At 63.3% G+C, this 15296-nt stretch carries 13 protein-coding genes and 1 pseudogene; 12 read left to right on the top strand and 2 right to left on the bottom strand.

All coding sequences use genetic code 11. The features are described 5' to 3' along the window. The 4 genes from ACWHXP_RS15760 to ACWHXP_RS15745 all read left to right on the top strand — a co-directional run bounded on the left by ACWHXP_RS15760 (window position 1) and on the right by ACWHXP_RS15745 (window position 4564). The gene (locus ACWHXP_RS15760) at window positions 1-1056 is read left to right on the top strand and encodes a branched-chain amino acid ABC transporter permease (RefSeq protein ID WP_489635599.1); all 1056 of its coding nucleotides are present in this window, start codon (window positions 1-3) and stop codon (window positions 1054-1056) included. Window positions 1057-1102: 46 nt separating this feature from the next. Beyond that, window positions 1103-2431 carry an ABC transporter substrate-binding protein gene (locus ACWHXP_RS15755; protein ID WP_489635600.1) on the top strand — a complete coding sequence of 443 codons (1329 nt, stop codon included), beginning with the start codon at window positions 1103-1105 and terminating at the stop codon, window positions 2429-2431. Between the two features lie 110 nt (window positions 2432-2541). Next, window positions 2542-3801, top strand: coding sequence for an SfnB family sulfur acquisition oxidoreductase (locus ACWHXP_RS15750; RefSeq protein ID WP_489635601.1), 1260 nt, complete (start codon window positions 2542-2544; stop codon window positions 3799-3801). Between the two features lies 1 nt (window position 3802). After that, complete coding sequence (locus tag ACWHXP_RS15745) at window positions 3803-4564, top strand: ABC transporter ATP-binding protein (RefSeq protein WP_204724912.1); 762 nt, start codon at window positions 3803-3805, stop codon at window positions 4562-4564. Between the two features lie 16 nt (window positions 4565-4580). Here the strand turns inward: ACWHXP_RS15745 and ACWHXP_RS15740 are convergent, their stop codons facing one another. Next, entirely contained in the window at window positions 4581-5495 is a 915-nt protein-coding gene (locus ACWHXP_RS15740; protein ID WP_034341250.1) for a LysR family transcriptional regulator, read from the bottom strand. A gap of 249 nt (window positions 5496-5744) precedes the next feature. On the opposite strand from ACWHXP_RS15740, the pseudogene ACWHXP_RS15735 reads away from it, so the two are divergent. From ACWHXP_RS15735 to ACWHXP_RS15700, 8 genes and pseudogenes are all read left to right on the top strand, one after another. After that, window positions 5745-6626: pseudogene (locus ACWHXP_RS15735) on the top strand (NAD(P)-dependent oxidoreductase); the annotation flags it as partial. A gap of 14 nt (window positions 6627-6640) precedes the next feature. Next, window positions 6641-8155 carry an aldehyde dehydrogenase family protein gene (locus tag ACWHXP_RS15730; RefSeq protein ID WP_489624764.1) on the top strand — a complete coding sequence of 505 codons (1515 nt, stop codon included), beginning with the start codon at window positions 6641-6643 and terminating at the stop codon, window positions 8153-8155. 96 nt (window positions 8156-8251) lie between these two features. Beyond that, window positions 8252-9586: a DUF3100 domain-containing protein gene (locus ACWHXP_RS15725; protein ID WP_121044595.1), complete on the top strand. Its 1335-nt coding sequence runs from the start codon at window positions 8252-8254 to the stop codon at window positions 9584-9586. Window positions 9587-9751: 165 nt separating this feature from the next. Beyond that, the gene (locus tag ACWHXP_RS15720) at window positions 9752-11257 is read left to right on the top strand and encodes a DASS family sodium-coupled anion symporter (protein ID WP_489635602.1); all 1506 of its coding nucleotides are present in this window, start codon (window positions 9752-9754) and stop codon (window positions 11255-11257) included. Window positions 11258-11370: 113 nt separating this feature from the next. Continuing rightward, a complete protein-coding gene (locus ACWHXP_RS15715) occupies window positions 11371-11961 on the top strand; it encodes a TetR/AcrR family transcriptional regulator (protein ID WP_259434204.1) in 591 nt (196 codons plus the stop codon). Window positions 11962-12217: 256 nt separating this feature from the next. Beyond that, window positions 12218-12883, top strand: a complete 666-nt coding sequence (locus ACWHXP_RS15710) for a DUF3313 domain-containing protein (protein ID WP_489635603.1) — start codon at window positions 12218-12220, stop codon at window positions 12881-12883. Window positions 12884-12894: 11 nt separating this feature from the next. Beyond that, window positions 12895-13410, top strand: a complete 516-nt coding sequence (locus ACWHXP_RS15705) for a paraquat-inducible protein A (RefSeq protein ID WP_034331222.1) — start codon at window positions 12895-12897, stop codon at window positions 13408-13410. 52 nt (window positions 13411-13462) lie between these two features. After that, window positions 13463-14071, top strand: a complete 609-nt coding sequence (locus tag ACWHXP_RS15700) for a PqiC family protein (RefSeq protein WP_489635604.1) — start codon at window positions 13463-13465, stop codon at window positions 14069-14071. A gap of 168 nt (window positions 14072-14239) precedes the next feature. Here the strand turns inward: ACWHXP_RS15700 and adhP are convergent, their stop codons facing one another. Next, window positions 14240-15265, bottom strand: a complete 1026-nt coding sequence (adhP, locus tag ACWHXP_RS15695) for an alcohol dehydrogenase AdhP (protein WP_489635605.1) — start codon at window positions 15263-15265, stop codon at window positions 14240-14242. Window positions 15266-15296: the final 31 nt, after the last annotated feature.

Here is a 15296-nt window from a genome sequence, read left to right as displayed (position 1 = left end):
ATGACGACTTCTCTCGCTTCTTCGCCGCGCGTGCTGCCCCTGCGTGGCCTCTCGTGGCGGCGTGCCGCACCCTGGCTGCTGTTGCTGCTGGTGGCCTGGGTCATTCTTCCCTGGTTCGCCTCGCCCTATGTCATCGATGCCTTGCTGATTCCTTTCCTGGCACTCTCGCTGGCGGCGGTCGGACTCAATCTGCTGACTGGTTACGCGGGCCAGCTGTCGCTGGGCAGTTCGGCCTTCATGGCGGTGGGCGCCTTCGCCGCCTACAACCTCAACCTGCGCGTGGAGGGCCTGCCGCTGCTGCTCTCCATCGCGCTGGCGGGCGTGGCGGCGACCGCCATCGGGCTGGTGTTCGGCTTGCCCAGTCTGCGCCTGCGCGGTTTCTATCTGGCCGTCTCGACGCTGGCAGCGCAGTTCTTTGTGCAGTGGGTGCTGGTCAAGTTCAGCTGGTTCAGCAATGACAATCCGTCCGGCGTGATCGATGCGCCGCCGCTGGTGGTGGGCGGGCTGGCCTTCGATACGCCGGCGGGCCGCTACCTGTTCGCGCTGGCCATCGTCACGGTGCTGACCTTGCTGTGCTGGCGGCTGGTGCAGAGCCAGACCGGCCATCACTTCATCGCCGTGCGCGACAACGAACAGGCCGCCCGCGTGATCGGCGTGCCGGTGCTGCGCACCAAGCTGCTGGCCTTTGCCGTGTCGTCCTTCGTCATCGGCGTGGCCGGTGTGCTGTGGGGCTTCGTCTACCTGCGCACGGTGGAGCCGGCCGGCTTCAATCTGGATCGTTCGTTGCAGATTCTCTTCATCGTCATCATCGGCGGGCTGGCGACCATTCGCGGGGCCTTCCTGGGGGCGGCGCTGATCGTGGTGTTTCCGCTGCTGCTGTCGCGCCTGGGCAGCCTGCTGCTGGGGCAGTGGTTCGACTCCGGCGCGCTGGAAATGAGCCAGCGCATCGTGCTCGGGGCGCTGATCATCTTCTTCCTCATCGTCGAGCCGCAGGGCCTGGCGGCCCTGTGGGAACGCGCGCGACGTCGCCTTCATGCGCGCCCGTCCTCGTCATAACTTTTTACCTTCACATCCACCCTCACCACGGAGAAGCTCTCTCACCATGCTGCACGCAAAATTATTAAAAACCTTCATTCTCTCCGCAGCCCTACTGTCTGCAGGCCTGCAACATGCCCATGCCGATGAACAATTCTTCCCCCTGCAGAGTTACCGGGTGGGTCCGTATGCGGCTGGCGGGACCGGCTTCTTTGGCGGCTTCATCGATTACCTGAACCTGGTCAACCTGCGCGACGGCGGCGTGGGCGGCGTCAAGCTGACCTGGGAAGAAGGCGAGACCCAGTACGAAGTGGAGCGCGGCGTGGAAGTCTACGAGCGCCTCAAGCAGCGTCCCAACATCGCCACCTGGAATCCGCTCTCGGTCGGCATCGCCTATGCGCTGCTGGACCGCGTCACGGCCGACAAGGTGCCGCTGCTGACCATCAACCATGGCCGCACCGATACCACCGATGGCCGCGTCTTCAAGTACATCTTCCCGCTGCTGCTCAACCCTTACAGCGAGACCTCGGGCATCGTCAACTACATCGCCAGCAAGGAAGGCGGCAGCGACAAGCTCAAGGGCAAGAAGATCGTGGTGCTGTATCACGGCTCGCCCTATGGCAAGGAGACCATTCCGATCTACAAGCTGCTGTCGGAAAAATATGGTTTCTCGCTGCAGCAGATCGAAGTGCCGCACCCCGGCAATGACCAGCAGGCGCAATGGCTGGCGATCCGCCGCGCCAAGCCCGACTATGTGGTGCTGCGCGGCTGGGGCGTGATGAATCCGGTGGCGCTGAAGACGGCGCAGAAGTCGGGCTTCCCGGCGGATCACATCATCGGCAACGTCTGGTCCAATTCGGAGGAAGACGTGATCCCGGCCGGTGACGCGGCCAAGGGCTATGTGGCCATCACCACCGTGGCCGCAGGCGCGCAGTATCCGGTGCTGCAGGAAATCCAGAAGACCGTCTACGGCGCTGGCAAGGGCAACCTGCAGGATCCCAAGCGCATCGGCAGCGTCTATCACAATCTCGGCGTGCTCAACGGCATCCTCAACGGCATCCTCAACGTGGAAGCGATCCGCATCGCCCAGGCCAAATTCGGCAAGCGCACGCTCACCGGGGATGAAATCCGCTGGGGTCTGGAGAACCTCAATATCGACCAGGCCCGCACGGCTGCACTCGGTGCCAAGGGGCTGTTCCACTCCATCCACGTGACCTGGGACAACCACGAAGGCGATGGCCTGGTGGCCTTCCAGCAATGGGATGGCAAGCAGTGGAACGTGGTCTCCGACTGGATCGCCCCGGACTGGAAACTGCTGCGTCCCATCATCGAAAAGTCCGCCCTGGCCTATGCCAAGGAAAAGAACATCAAGGTGCGCAAGAGCATCGATGACTGAGGGCAGGGCGGTCCTGCGGTGATGCAGTGATGCACTGATGCGCTGATGCGCTGTTGCGGGACCACCTGCCGTCTTCTTCCACTTCTCCATTTTTTCTGAAAGGTCCGACCATGTCTGCCGTGCTCGCCCCCTCCACACAGTCTTATTCTCCCGCCAGCGGCCCGGTACCCGGCTTGCCGCGCGCGGCACAACCGGCGCACGTGATCCGTGATGACGCCGAAGCCATCGCCGTCGCCCACACGCTGGCCAAGCGCCTGGCGCAAGGCGCTTCCGAACGCGACCAGCTGCGCCGCTGGCCGGTGGAAGAGATCGAGGCCTATTCGCAAAGCGGCCTGTGGGCCATCAACGTGCCGCGTGCCTTCGGCGGGGCCGAAGTCTCTTATGCCACGCTGGCCGAAGTGATCGCCATCATTTCCGCGGCCGACCCGTCGCTGGGCCAGATCACGCAGAATCACCTGGGCTTCGTGGCGGCGGTGCGCACCGTTTCCGATCCGGAACAGCAACAGCGTTTCTTCGCCGATTTCCTGCGCGGCGTGCGTTGGGGCAATGCCTTCTCCGAGTCGGGATCCAAGCGGGCTGCGGACTTCGAGACGCGCTTCGTCGATGCCGGTGACCACGTCATCGTGAGCGGCAAGAAGTTCTACTCCACCGGCGCGCTGCTGGCGCATTACGTGCCCATCGTCGCCAATGATGAAGAGAACCGCACCTGGTACGTGGTGGCCGAGCGCAATGCACGGGGCTTGACCGTCATCGACGACTGGTCAGCCTTCGGCCAGCGCACTACCCTGAGCGGCACCGTCATCATCGATCAGGTGAAAGTGCCGAAGACGCATCTGATCCCGGCCTACAAGGGCTACCTCGAACCCTCCGCCGACGGCGCCATCTTCCAGATCATCCAGGCTGCGGTGGACGTGGGCATTGCCCGCGCCGCGATTGCCGATACCCAGGACTTCGTGCGCACCAAGTCGCGCCCGTGGATCGACAGCCAGCGCGATCACGCCTGGGAAGATCCGTATTCCATCCAGGCCGTGGGCGACCTGCAGATCCGCCTGCATGCCAGCGAAGCGCTGCTGGAACGCGCGGGCCGCGCCATCGATGCGGCCGTCGCCGCCCCCGATGCCGAGAACGTGGCGCGAGCGCAGATCCTGACGGCGGAAGCCAAGGTGCTCTCCACCGAGATCGCCATCCACGCTACCAACAAGCTGTTCGAGCTGGCGGGCACGCGTTCCACGCTGGGCCAGTACAACCTGGACCGCCATTGGCGCAATGCGCGCACGCACACGCTGCATGATCCGGTGCGCTGGAAATACGCCATCGTCGGCAATTACTACCTCAATGGCGTCAAGCCGCCTTTCCATGCATGGAGCTGAGATGAGTGCGCCGCTGTTGCAGATCGAGTCCATCGAGGTGCGTTATCAGGGCGCGCTGCTGGCCTTGCAGGATGTGAGCCTGGACGTACAGGCGGGCGAGATCCACGCCCTGCTGGGGGCCAATGGCGCGGGCAAGTCGACCACGCTCAAGGCGGTCTCCAATCTGCTGGCGGCGCAGCGCGGGCAGGTGCGCGGCGGGCGCATCCTGTTCGAGGGGCGGGAGGTGGCGCGCAGCAGTCCTGCCGACTTGGTGCGGCAGGGACTGGCGCAGGTGCTGGAAGGACGGCATTGTTTTTCGTCCCTCAGCGTGGAAGAGAATCTGCTCACCGGCTGGCCCGCGCACTTCACGCGGCGTGCCGTGCTGCGGGAGGCGCTGGATCGTATCTATGCCTTCTTTCCGCTGCTGCATCAGCGTCGCCGCAGCCTGGCCGGGCTGTGCTCGGGCGGCGAGCAGCAGATGCTGGCCATCGGCCGCGCGCTGATCTCGCGGCCGCGCCTGCTGGTGCTGGATGAGCCCTCGATGGGGCTGGCACCGAAGGTGGTGGCGGACATCTTTGCGCAACTGAGCCGGCTCAACCGCGAGGAGGGCGTGGCCCTGCTGGTGGCTGAACAGAATTCGGCGGTGGCGCTGCAGTACGCGCATCGCGCCACGGTGCTGGAGCACGGGCACAGCGTGTTGAGCGGCGACGCCCGGGCGCTGCGGGAGCGTGCCGATATCCAGGCCTTCTATTTCGGCGAGGGCAATGTCGCGCAGGCCGCCTGACCTGCGTGAACAGGCCCTAATCCTGAAAGGCCTTCATGCGCGTACTCAGGTGCTGCAGCAGCCGGTTGGCCGCCGTCGACAATTGCCGTCCGGTGCGCGTGATGAGATGCGCCTCCGAGCGTGTCAGCAGCGTATTGCGCACCGGGATCGCGTACAGTTCACGCGCCGCCAGTTCGGTAGTGACCGCGAAGAGGGGCAAGAGCGTGAAGCCCAGCTCGGACTTCACGAAATGCTTGAGGATGGCAATCGAGTTGGTGGTGATGGTCGGCGTCAGACGGGTCTTCTCGATCAGCGTGGCGGCTTCCACCAGTTGCCGCGTGCCATAGGCCAGATGCGTGAGCGCCATCGGATAGGCCGCCAGCTCGCGCAGCGTCACCGATTCCACCTTGCCCAGCAAGGGAAACTGCCGTCCCACGATGGCATACATGGGCTGGCGCGCCACCGCGCGGCTGACGATCTTGGCTTCCACCGGCGGATTGAAGACCAACCCGATTTCCGCCTCATCGGCCGCGACCGCACTGACGACCTCGTTGGTGCCGGCCAGATCCAGCACCAGTGAGATCTCCGGATACTTCTTGCAGAACTGCTTGATGGGTCCGCTCACCATGTCCGAGATGAATCCTTCCCCCATGATGATGTTGATCGATCCGCGCTTGAGTCCGCGGATCTCCTGCAGCTTGGCCAGCACGTCGGACTGGTGCGAACGCTGCTCGCGGTAATACTCCAGCAGCAGGGCCCCGGCCTCGGTCGGACTGACGCCGCGTTTGTGGCGTTCGATCAGCGGCACCGCCAGCTCCTGTTCCAGCAGGCTGATCTGGCGGCTCACCGCCGAAGGCGCGATGTCGAGCGCATCCGCTGCAGCGCGCACGCTGCCGCTGCGTACTGCCTCGTGCAGATAGGCGATGCGGTGGTCGTTGAGGGTCTCGCCCATCGGATTCTCCGTGTTCTCGAAATTAGAACAATAAACATGATCTGTGCGGATTGATTGTAGTGATCAAAGCCGCCAAACTCAACGTCCATCAAAGGCAAGTTCGCGCAAAACACGGTGAACGCCGTGCATCTTGTGGTGTATTTCGGTGATTTTGCTGCGATGCGCAAAATCGGTGCGAGCCGCGCATCACGCTGGCGCAAGCCTGCCTCGATTTGGTGAAGATGAGTTGATCGCAAGAGAACGCAGAGGACAAGGATGAAGAAAATCGGAGTGATTGGCCTGGGCAACATGGGCCGTGGGATGGCATTTTCCCTGCAGCGCGGGGGCTATGAGGTGACCGGCTATGACGCCCTCGCAGCGACCCGCACGGAGCTGGCGCAGCGGGGATTGCATTGCGTGGAGACGATTGCGGCTTTGGCTGCGGCGGTGGAACTGGTGGTGCTGTCGCTGCCGACCTCGGACATCGTGGAGCAGGTCGTGCTGGGTGAGGGCGGGCTGTTGCACAGTGGCAAGGCCGGACTGGTGATCGTCGATACCACCACCGCCGACCCCAACAGCACGCGCCGCCTGGCGGCCGAGTTGCAGGCAGCGGGGATGGAACTGGTCGATGCGCCGGTCAGCGGCGGCCCCAAGGGCGCGGCCACGGCCACCATGGGCATGGTCATCGGCGGCAGCGCCGAGATCGTGGCGCGCATCGAACCGGTGCTGGCCGTGATGAGCGCCAAGCGCGTGCACGTCGGTCCGGTGGGTGCCGGGCATGTGGCCAAGCTGCTCAACAATCTGGTCACCGGCACCCATCTGCTCATCGCCGGCGAGGCCGCGCGCATCGCTGCGGCTGCCGGACTGGATGCGCGCCAGATCTTCCAGGGGCTGGCCGCCGGCTCGGCCAACAGCAAGGTGATCGAGCATTTCTATCCGACCTGGATCTTCAATGAAGCCTTCGATTCCGGCTTCACCATGAAACTGATGCGCAAGGACCTGCGCCTGGCCATGAGCCTGATCGAACAGACCGGGAGTGCCACGCCGCTGGCGCAGGAAGCCGGGCGGCTGTGGGCCGGGAGCGTGGAGCGCCTGGCCGATGCGGAAGATTTCAACCGCATCGTGACTTACATCGAACCTTCCCAACATTGATTGCCGGAGCACGCATGCAGCCCCATGACACAGACCAACTGATGCTGGCCTTCGGCCATTTCTTCCCCGCAGCCAAGGAAATCGGCTCCTGGATCAACGGCGAGCTCGTGGCCGGGCAGGGCGAGAGCATCCAGCTCTACAACCCGGCCACCGGCCGCCCTTCGCTGAGCTACCGTGATGGCGGTGGCGCCGCCGTGGAGGCCGCTGCCGCGGCCGCCCAGCGTGCGCAACGCCAGTGGTGGGTACTGAGCCATGCGGCCCGTGGCCGCGCGCTGTATGCGGTGGGCGCAGTCATCCGAGCCGAGGCCGAAGCCCTGGCGCGGCTGGAAGCGATCTCCTCCGGCAAGCCGATTCGCGACTGCCGTGCCGAGATGCAGAAGGTTGCTGAGATGTTCGAGTATTACGCCGGATGGGCCGACAAGTTCTATGGCGAAGTCATTCCGGTCCCCAGTTCGCACCTGAACTACACCCGCCGCGAACCTTATGGCACGGTGCTGCAGATGACGCCGTGGAATGCCCCGGCCTTTACCTGTGGCTGGCAGCTAGGTCCGGCGCTGGCCACCGGCAATGCGGTGCTGCTCAAGCCCTCGGAGCTGACGCCGTTCTCGTCGCTGGCCATCGCGCGCCTCGGTGAGCAGGCCGGTCTGCCGGTCGGGCTGGTCAACGTGCTGGCCGGCCTCGGCCAGAGCATGGTGCCGCAGGCCATGGCGACCTGGTCGGTGAAGAAGGTGATCTTCGTCGGCTCGCCCGCCACTGGTGCGCTCATCGCCAAGGCCGCCGCCGAACGCGTGATGCCCTGCGTGCTGGAATTGGGCGGCAAGTCGGCCAACATCATCTTCGATGATGCCGACCTGCGCCTGGCCGCCTTCGGTGCGCAGGCGGCCATCTTCTCGGGGGCCGGACAGAGTTGCGTGGCGGGTTCGCGCCTGCTGGTCCAGCGCAAGGTGTATGAGCAGTTCGTCGAGACGGTTGCGGCCGGCGCGGAAAAGATCCGGCTCGGCGCACCGCTGGAGGACAGCACCGAAGTCGGGCCCATCAACAACCGCCGCCAGTACGAACACATCCAGCGCATGGTGGCCAGCGGACTGGAAGCGGGCGCGACCCTGGCCGCCGGTCATACGCGTTATGGCGATGAGGGCTATTTCGTGCGGCCGACCCTGCTGGCGCAGGCCAACAATGCGATGGAGGTGGCGCGCGCGGAGATCTTCGGTCCGGTGGCCGTGGCCATTCCTTTCGAGGATGAAGCCGAGGCCATCGCCATTGCCAACGACAGCGAATTCGGTCTGGCCGGTGCGGTGTGGACGCGCGACGTGGCACGTGCGCATCGGGTGGCTGCGGGCGTGAACGCCGGTACCTTCTGGGTCAACAGCTACAAGACCATCAACGTGGCCTCGCCCTTCGGCGGTTTCAATCGCAGCGGCTACGGGCGCTCCAGCGGCATGGAAGCGCTCTACGACTACACGCAGACCAAGAGCGTGTGGGTCGAGACCGCAGCCAATCCGGCCACGCCCTTCGGCTACGCCGGCTGACGATTCCGTTCCAGGCAGCACCACACCGACCGATCCACCATCACAGAGGGCTGCCCGGCCGATGCCGGGCGGCCAACGTCACGAGGGAGAAGCAAGATGCAAGCAAGCTACGCAAGCCATGTCGCGCAACCACAGGGAGAGCGGACCCGCTTTCCCTTCCTGAAGCTGTACTTCTTCACGGCCATCGTGATGTTGCTGGCGGACTGGATCGGTTCGGTCACGCTCAATGTCGGTCCGGGCAAGGTGGTGTTGCTGCCGATGGTGTGGGCCATCATCATGGGCGGGTTGCTGGGCTTGCTGCACAAGTCCATGCCCGCGCCCTTGCGCCTGGATACGTCCCTGCAGTTTCGTGCGGCGTCGGTGCTGCAGCCGGCGCTGCTGCTGTTCATCGCCAAACTCGGTCTGATGGTCGGCAGTTCGCTGCCCAAGCTGGCCGCCGCCGGCTGGGCGCTGGCCTTCCAGGAGCTGGGCCACTTCGTCGGCACCATCCTGATCGGCCTGCCCCTGGCACTGCTGCTGGGCATCAAGCGCGAAGCCATCGGTGCGACCTTCTCGGTGGGGCGCGAACCCAGCCTGGCCATCATCGGCGAGCGCTATGGCATGGATTCTCCCGAGGGACGCGGCGTGCTGGCCGAGTATCTGACCGGCACCCTGTTCGGTGCCGTGTTCATCGCCATCCTGGCCGGTTTCCTGGCCAGCCTCAACATCTTCCATCCCTACGCGCTGGCCATGGGCGCAGGTGTCGGATCGGGCAGCATGATGGCCGCCGCCGCCGGTGCCGTGGCTGCCCAGCAGACCGCGGAAGTGGCCAAGGATGTCATGACCTTCGCCGCCGCCAGCAACCTGATCACCACCACGCTGGGGACTTACTTCACGCTGTTCATCTCGCTGCCGCTGGCGGTGTATGGCTATCGGATTCTGGAGCCCATCCTGGGCCGCACCACGCGTGCCTCGACCGAGCAGAGCCAGGTCACGGCCAGCGATCATGCCGAAGTTCCGGAACTGAGCGAACTGCAGAAGTGGGGAGCCTGGGGCGTGGCCGCAGTACTGACGCTGGTGAGCGACTGGATCCTGTATGGCAGCAAGCCCGTCGAGACCTTGCCGGGCATGCTGGTGATCGTGGCCGCAGTGGCCGTGGGCGACATGCTGTGCCGCCTGACCGGCCGCAAGGTGCCGGCGGTGTGCTGGGTCTCCATCGTGGCCATGGCGCTGACTTCGCCGCTCTGTCCGTGGGCCGCACAACTGGTGGCGCTGACCGGCAAGATCAATTTCCTGTCGGTGACACCGGTGATGCTGACCTTCGCCGGTCTGTCGCTGGCCAAGGATATCCCGGCGTTCCGCCGCCTGGGCTGGCGCATCGTGCTGGTGTCCTTCGCCGCCAACGCTGGTACCTTCATCGGTGCCACACTGGTGGCCGAGATCTTCCACTGAGGGTCCATAAAACTGAGGCTTGGCTGGCCCAGATCAAAACATCGCCAATGAGCGCAACAGCGCACTCACCCGGCTGACTATACTTGGCACCAGGATGGCCGCACGGCAACAGGCTGTGCGGCCATCTTGCTTTCATGCTTCCAGTTTCCGTCCCAGGATGATGTGATGTTCAATCAACTCAAAGCCACCTTCAAGTATTTCAATGATGCCGTCCCGTTCAAGCTGGGTCCGGCCCTGATCGCCACGGCGGTCCTGATCCTGCTGCTGCTCACGCCCTGCCCGGCGGGGCTGGAGCCCAAGGCCTGGGCACTGGTGGCGATCTTCCTCACCACCATCGTGGCCATCATCCTGAAGGTCATGCCCATCGGCGTGATGGCGATGATGGCCATCGTCATCGTCTCGCTGTCGCAGGTCACCTCGACTTCCTCCAAGGGTGCGATTGCCGATGCGCTGGCCAGTTTTTCCAATCCGCTGATCTGGCTCATCGTGGTAGCCATCCTGATCTCGCGTGGCTTGAAAAAGACCGGGCTCGGCCGCCGCGTCGGGCTGATGTTCATTGCGCTGCTGGGCAAGCGCACGGTGGGCATCGGCTACGGGCTGGCCATCTGCGAACTGGTGCTGGCCCCGTTCACGCCCAGCAATACGGCGCGTGGCGGCGGCATCGTGCATCCCATCATGAAGTCGATTGCCAACGCCTTCGATTCCGATCCGGCCAAGGGCACGGAGAACAAGGTCGGCACCTATCTGGCGCTGGTCAACTATCACGCCAATCCGATCACCTCGGCCATGTTCCTCACCGCCACCGCGCCCAATCCGCTGGTGGTCAACTATGTGGCCAAGGCCACCGGCCATGCGCTGCAACTCTCATGGACCACCTGGGCGCTGTGCATGCTGCTGCCGGGCCTGGTGTGTCTGCTGATCATGCCGATGGTGATCTACCTGCTCTCGCCGCCGGAGCTGAAGTCCACGCCCAATGCGGTGGACTACGCCCGCAGCGAACTCGACAAGATGGGCAAACTCGGGGCCAGCGAAAAGGTGATGCTGGGGACCTTTGCGCTGTTGCTGCTGCTGTGGGCCAATGTCCCGGCCATGCTGCTGGGGGCGGCCTTCACGCTCGATCCCACGGTGGTGGCGTTCGTTGGATTGTTCGTGCTCATCATCACCGGCACGATTGACTGGGATGATGTGCTATCGGAAAAGAGCGCGTGGGATACGCTGGTGTGGTTCGGCGCCCTGGTGATGCTTGCCGAGCAGTTGAACAAGACCGGCGTGGTGGCCTGGTTCTCGGAAGGCATGAAGGCCGCCATCGTGGCCAGCGGCATGGGCTGGATCGCGGTGGCTGCAGTGCTGCTGCTGGTCTTCGTCCTGTCGCATTACTTTTTCGCCAGTACCACGGCACACATCAGCGCGATGATGCTGGCCTTCCTCACGGTGGGCGCGCAATTGCTGCCGCCGCAGTACGTGGTCCCCTTCATGCTGATGATGACCGCGGGCTCGGGCGTGATGATGACGCTGACCCATTACGCAACCGGTACTTCGCCCATCATCTTCGGCAGCGGCTACGTCTCCATGGGCAAGTGGTGGGGTGTAGGTTTCGTGATGGCCGCGGTGGAATTGCTGGTGTTTGCGACGGTGGGGATGGTGTGGTGGAAGCTGTTGGGATACTGGTAGGCGACCGACATTGATCCTGATCTGACCTCGTGGGGCGAAGCCGGAGCATTTGCGCCCCTTGGCAGAAACGGCTATTGTGTCGGGCTTCGCCAGTCAGCTTTGACGCTCAAGAAATGGAAAACTCCACACGCTCGGAAAAATCGAGGCAGCTCATCATCCAAGCTGCACTCTCCGTGATCGCCCGCGACGGGGCAAACAAGCTGACGATTGATGCCATTGCCAAAGAGGCCGGAATCAGCAAGGGCGGCGTCCTGCATCATTTCCGCACCAAGCAGGCTGTGCTGGTGGCGCTGTTGGACAACCAGCGTGTGCACTTCGGCCATTTCGCACGTGAGTTCCTGGAAGGGGAGGGCAAGTACTCTTCCGAGCCTGCCCTGGCCATGCAGATTTCCGTCCTGCGCGAAGCCTCCAAACAGCCGCATTCGGTGGCCTTGGCCATTCTTGGTGCCATCAGCGAGCAACCCTCGCTCGTGGAGGGAGTCAAGAGGACCGACGCCGATCACGTTGCGGCCATCCGCAATGAGGCCGCTGACCCCGACCTGGCGATTCTCCGCTGGACCGCTGCGCGCGGCTTGCTCTGGACCTCGCTCTTCAATATGTGCCCACTTTCCGAGCAGGAGCGGCAACGCTGCTTCGATCTCCTGCTCGATGAGTCGCGCTGGACAAAGAACTCTCCCCAAAAATCCAAGCCACGCAAGCACTGAGTCGCCGGGTGTCGCTGGCAACTCCGTGGCATATCCGTCTCATTTAAAATAAAAACCGTCTGGACGGTATGTAAACCGGTAATTCGGTGCTATAGTGATCTCGCGCTATGGCCATAGTGCAGCCGCCGTGCCCCATCCCCAGCCTGATCGGGGGCGATGGGTCGTTAACCTCTGGCTGTCCTGGCGACTTCACGCCGCGCTGCGGACTTCGCTCATGCGATTGAAGCCAGGCCTGACATTACAAAGGAAATACATCATGCGTTCTTCCCATACGGTGAAGCGACTGTGCTTCGTTGCGCTTGTCTGCGCCATATTGACCGCGTGCGCGAGCTCGGATCCCGTGAAATACACCGGGATCGACTCGTCCAAGGTATTGACCGCCAATGAAGGCGACAGTACCGGTCGTGTCCCCTTTTCCTATTCGCAACCGGTCGACTGGACGAGTTATGAGGCCGTGGTCTTGCCGCCGGTGGCCATCTATCGGGGCGCTGACAATCAGTTCGGTAGCATGAGCGAGGAGGACAAGGCGACGCTGGCCAACTACATGCAACAGAAATTTGCGGAGGAGTTGCGCAGCCGCTTCAGCCTGAGCAATGCAGGCACGCGCAAGGCATTGTTGATCAAGCTCACCCTGACCGGCGCGCAGACCAACACCGCCGTGATATCGACCTTTACCCGTTTCGACATTGGCGGCGGCCTCTACAACGCAGTCCAGAATGCGCGTGACCGGGAGGCCCTCGTCGGTGGTTCCATCATCTATTCGGTCGAGGTGTACGACGCCTCTGTCAAGCGACTGCTCAAGGCCTACATCACCAAGCAGTATCCGAAGCCGTGGGATATCGGCGCAAGCATGGGCGCTCTCAGTGCCTCCAAGGCCGGGATTGATAAAGGTGCGAAAGCACTGCTTGTCCAACTGCGTTAGCACCCCGACCCTTGACTATCCATGTGCAAGCGGGCGAAGCAGGCGAGTTCGTCGAGAGCATTGGCATGAAGGCAGACCTGCGATTGCCCTTGGTGTTTTCTGCGCTGTTCCTGCTCGTCGTCGGCAACATCTTCCCGATTGCCGACATGATGGTCGGGCGCGCAGTGGTCAGCGTCACCATGATCGAATGTCTGATGCTGAGCAACTCTTCCGGATCCGGAACGGTGTACCTCATCATGCTGATCACCACCATCGTTTATCCACTGCTGGAGATGCTGTCGATGGCGTTCAGATTGCTGCGCGGTACGCCGCCCAAAGCGATCTCCCGCTACCGGATTGTCCGCGTCTTCAACAGGATGCGGCCCTGCACGATGATCCAGATGTACATCATGGGAATGCTGGTGACCATCTGCCAGGTCAGCCTCATTGCATCCCTGGTGCCGGGCATCGCCCTGGCATCGCTGAGCATGTTGATCGTTCTTTTCGCTGCACTGCTGGTCAGCGACTCAAGTGACTTGTGGAGGTGAGATGGAGTACGGGCCAGATCGGCATCAGCACCATGCGCCGGCTGCCCGCCGGATGAGCAAACTGATTTGCCTGTTGATTGCGCTGCCAGTGTGCATTGGACTGGTGGCATGCAGCAGCACCGGCATGCGGTATCACACGCTGAGCAACCATGTGAATGTCGACATGAAGAATTCGGGTCACATCACCAGTCGCGACAGCGATGCGCTGCTCATCGAGGTGCTGCCGGTCAGGACAGCGGAAGCGCTCAATAGCTCACGCATCATGATCGGACACGGCGATGGAAGCATGACCCCGGCATCTGCTGACCAGTGGACGGCACCGCTCCCGGACGAACTGCGGACGGCGATCTCCCTGGCGCTGCAGCAGCGACTGGATGCAGTGGATCTGTATCACCAGAGCGATAAGGGAAAAGCGCGACGGCTGCAGATTTCCGCCACGCTGACCAGGTCCGATTTCAACGGGGGCCGTCGTTTTTCCGGCATCGTCGAATGGGAGGTAAAAGCGATTCCGGCGGATGAGAGCATCGTGGGACGAACCAGTCTGAATCTGGATATTGTGGAGGGGGCCGAAGGCCAGGTCATCGCATTCCAGAAACTCTCCAACAGCGTGGCCGCCGATGTGGCCGTCGCCGCCAGAGCAGTGGCTGCCCTCCTCAAGTAATACTGGAGTCACCCGCGCAGGCGGCATCGGCTTTGGGAGGTCGGCATCCCGATGTGACGGCAGATTTCGTCGTCTCAGCGATGACGGAGCAGCAGGTGCACTGAAGATGGCAGCTTCCGCCAAGAGCTGCCATTTTTCATGGTGCTGCTCTGCACTGGCTTCGGGTACTCAGGTCAAGTCCAGCACAATCCGCCCATCAATCTTGCCCTCTTCCATGCGCGCAAAGATGGCATTGATGTTGTCCAGCTTGTCCCAGGTAAAGTGCGCCGCCACCTTGCCTTCGGCCGCGAAGACCAGCGACTCTTCCAGATCCTGGCGCGTACCGACGATGGAGCCGCGCACGGTGATGCGCTTCAACACCGTATTGAACACCGGCAGGCTGATGTCGCCCGGTGGCAGGCCCACCAGCGCCATGGTGCCGCGTGCACGCAGGAAACCGAACGCCTGTTCCATCGCCTTGGGCGACACCGCCGTCACCAGCGCACCATGCGCGCCACCGATGATGCGCTGGACTTCGGCCACCGCATTGTGGTCGCGGCCATCGACGGTCAGGTCGGCGCCCAGTTTTTTGGCCAGCGCCAGTTTGTCTTCGTGGATGTCGGCAGCGACTACGTGCATGCCCATGGCCTTGGCATATTGCACGGCCATGTGGCCCAGGCCGCCGATGCCGGAGATCACCACCCATTCACCGGGGCGCACCTCGGTTTCCTTCAAGCCCTTGTAGACGGTCACGCCTGCGCACAGCACGGGGGCTGCCGGGCCGAAGTCCAGGCCAGCAGGCAGGTGGCCGACGAAGTTGGGATCGGCCAGGCCATATTCGGCAAAGCTGCCGTTGACGGAATAGCCGGTGTTCTGTTGTTCGGCGCACAGGGTTTCCCAGCCGGTGCGGCAGGGCGAGCAGCAGCCACAGGCCGTATGCAGCCAGGGCACGCCGACGCGGTCGCCTTCCTTGACGTGCTTCACGCCCGCGCCCAGCGCAGCGACGTAGCCCGTGCCTTCGTGGCCGGGAATGAACGGGGGTGTGGGTTTGACGGGCCAGTCGCCATGGGCGGCGTGCAGGTCGGTATGGCAGACGCCGCTGGCTTCGAACTTGACCAGGATCTGGCCCGGACCAGGCGTGGGGACGGGCACTTGTTCAATCGACAGGGGCTCGCCGAATTCGCGGACGACGGCCGCTTTCATCATTTGCGTCATATGCACTCCTCGGGGGGATCAACGGGATGCC

The organism is Herbaspirillum sp. Her2 (genome assembly GCF_057961375.1).
The sequence above is the reverse complement of the archived record's forward strand: the minus strand, read 5'-3'. Positions and strand labels throughout refer to the sequence as shown.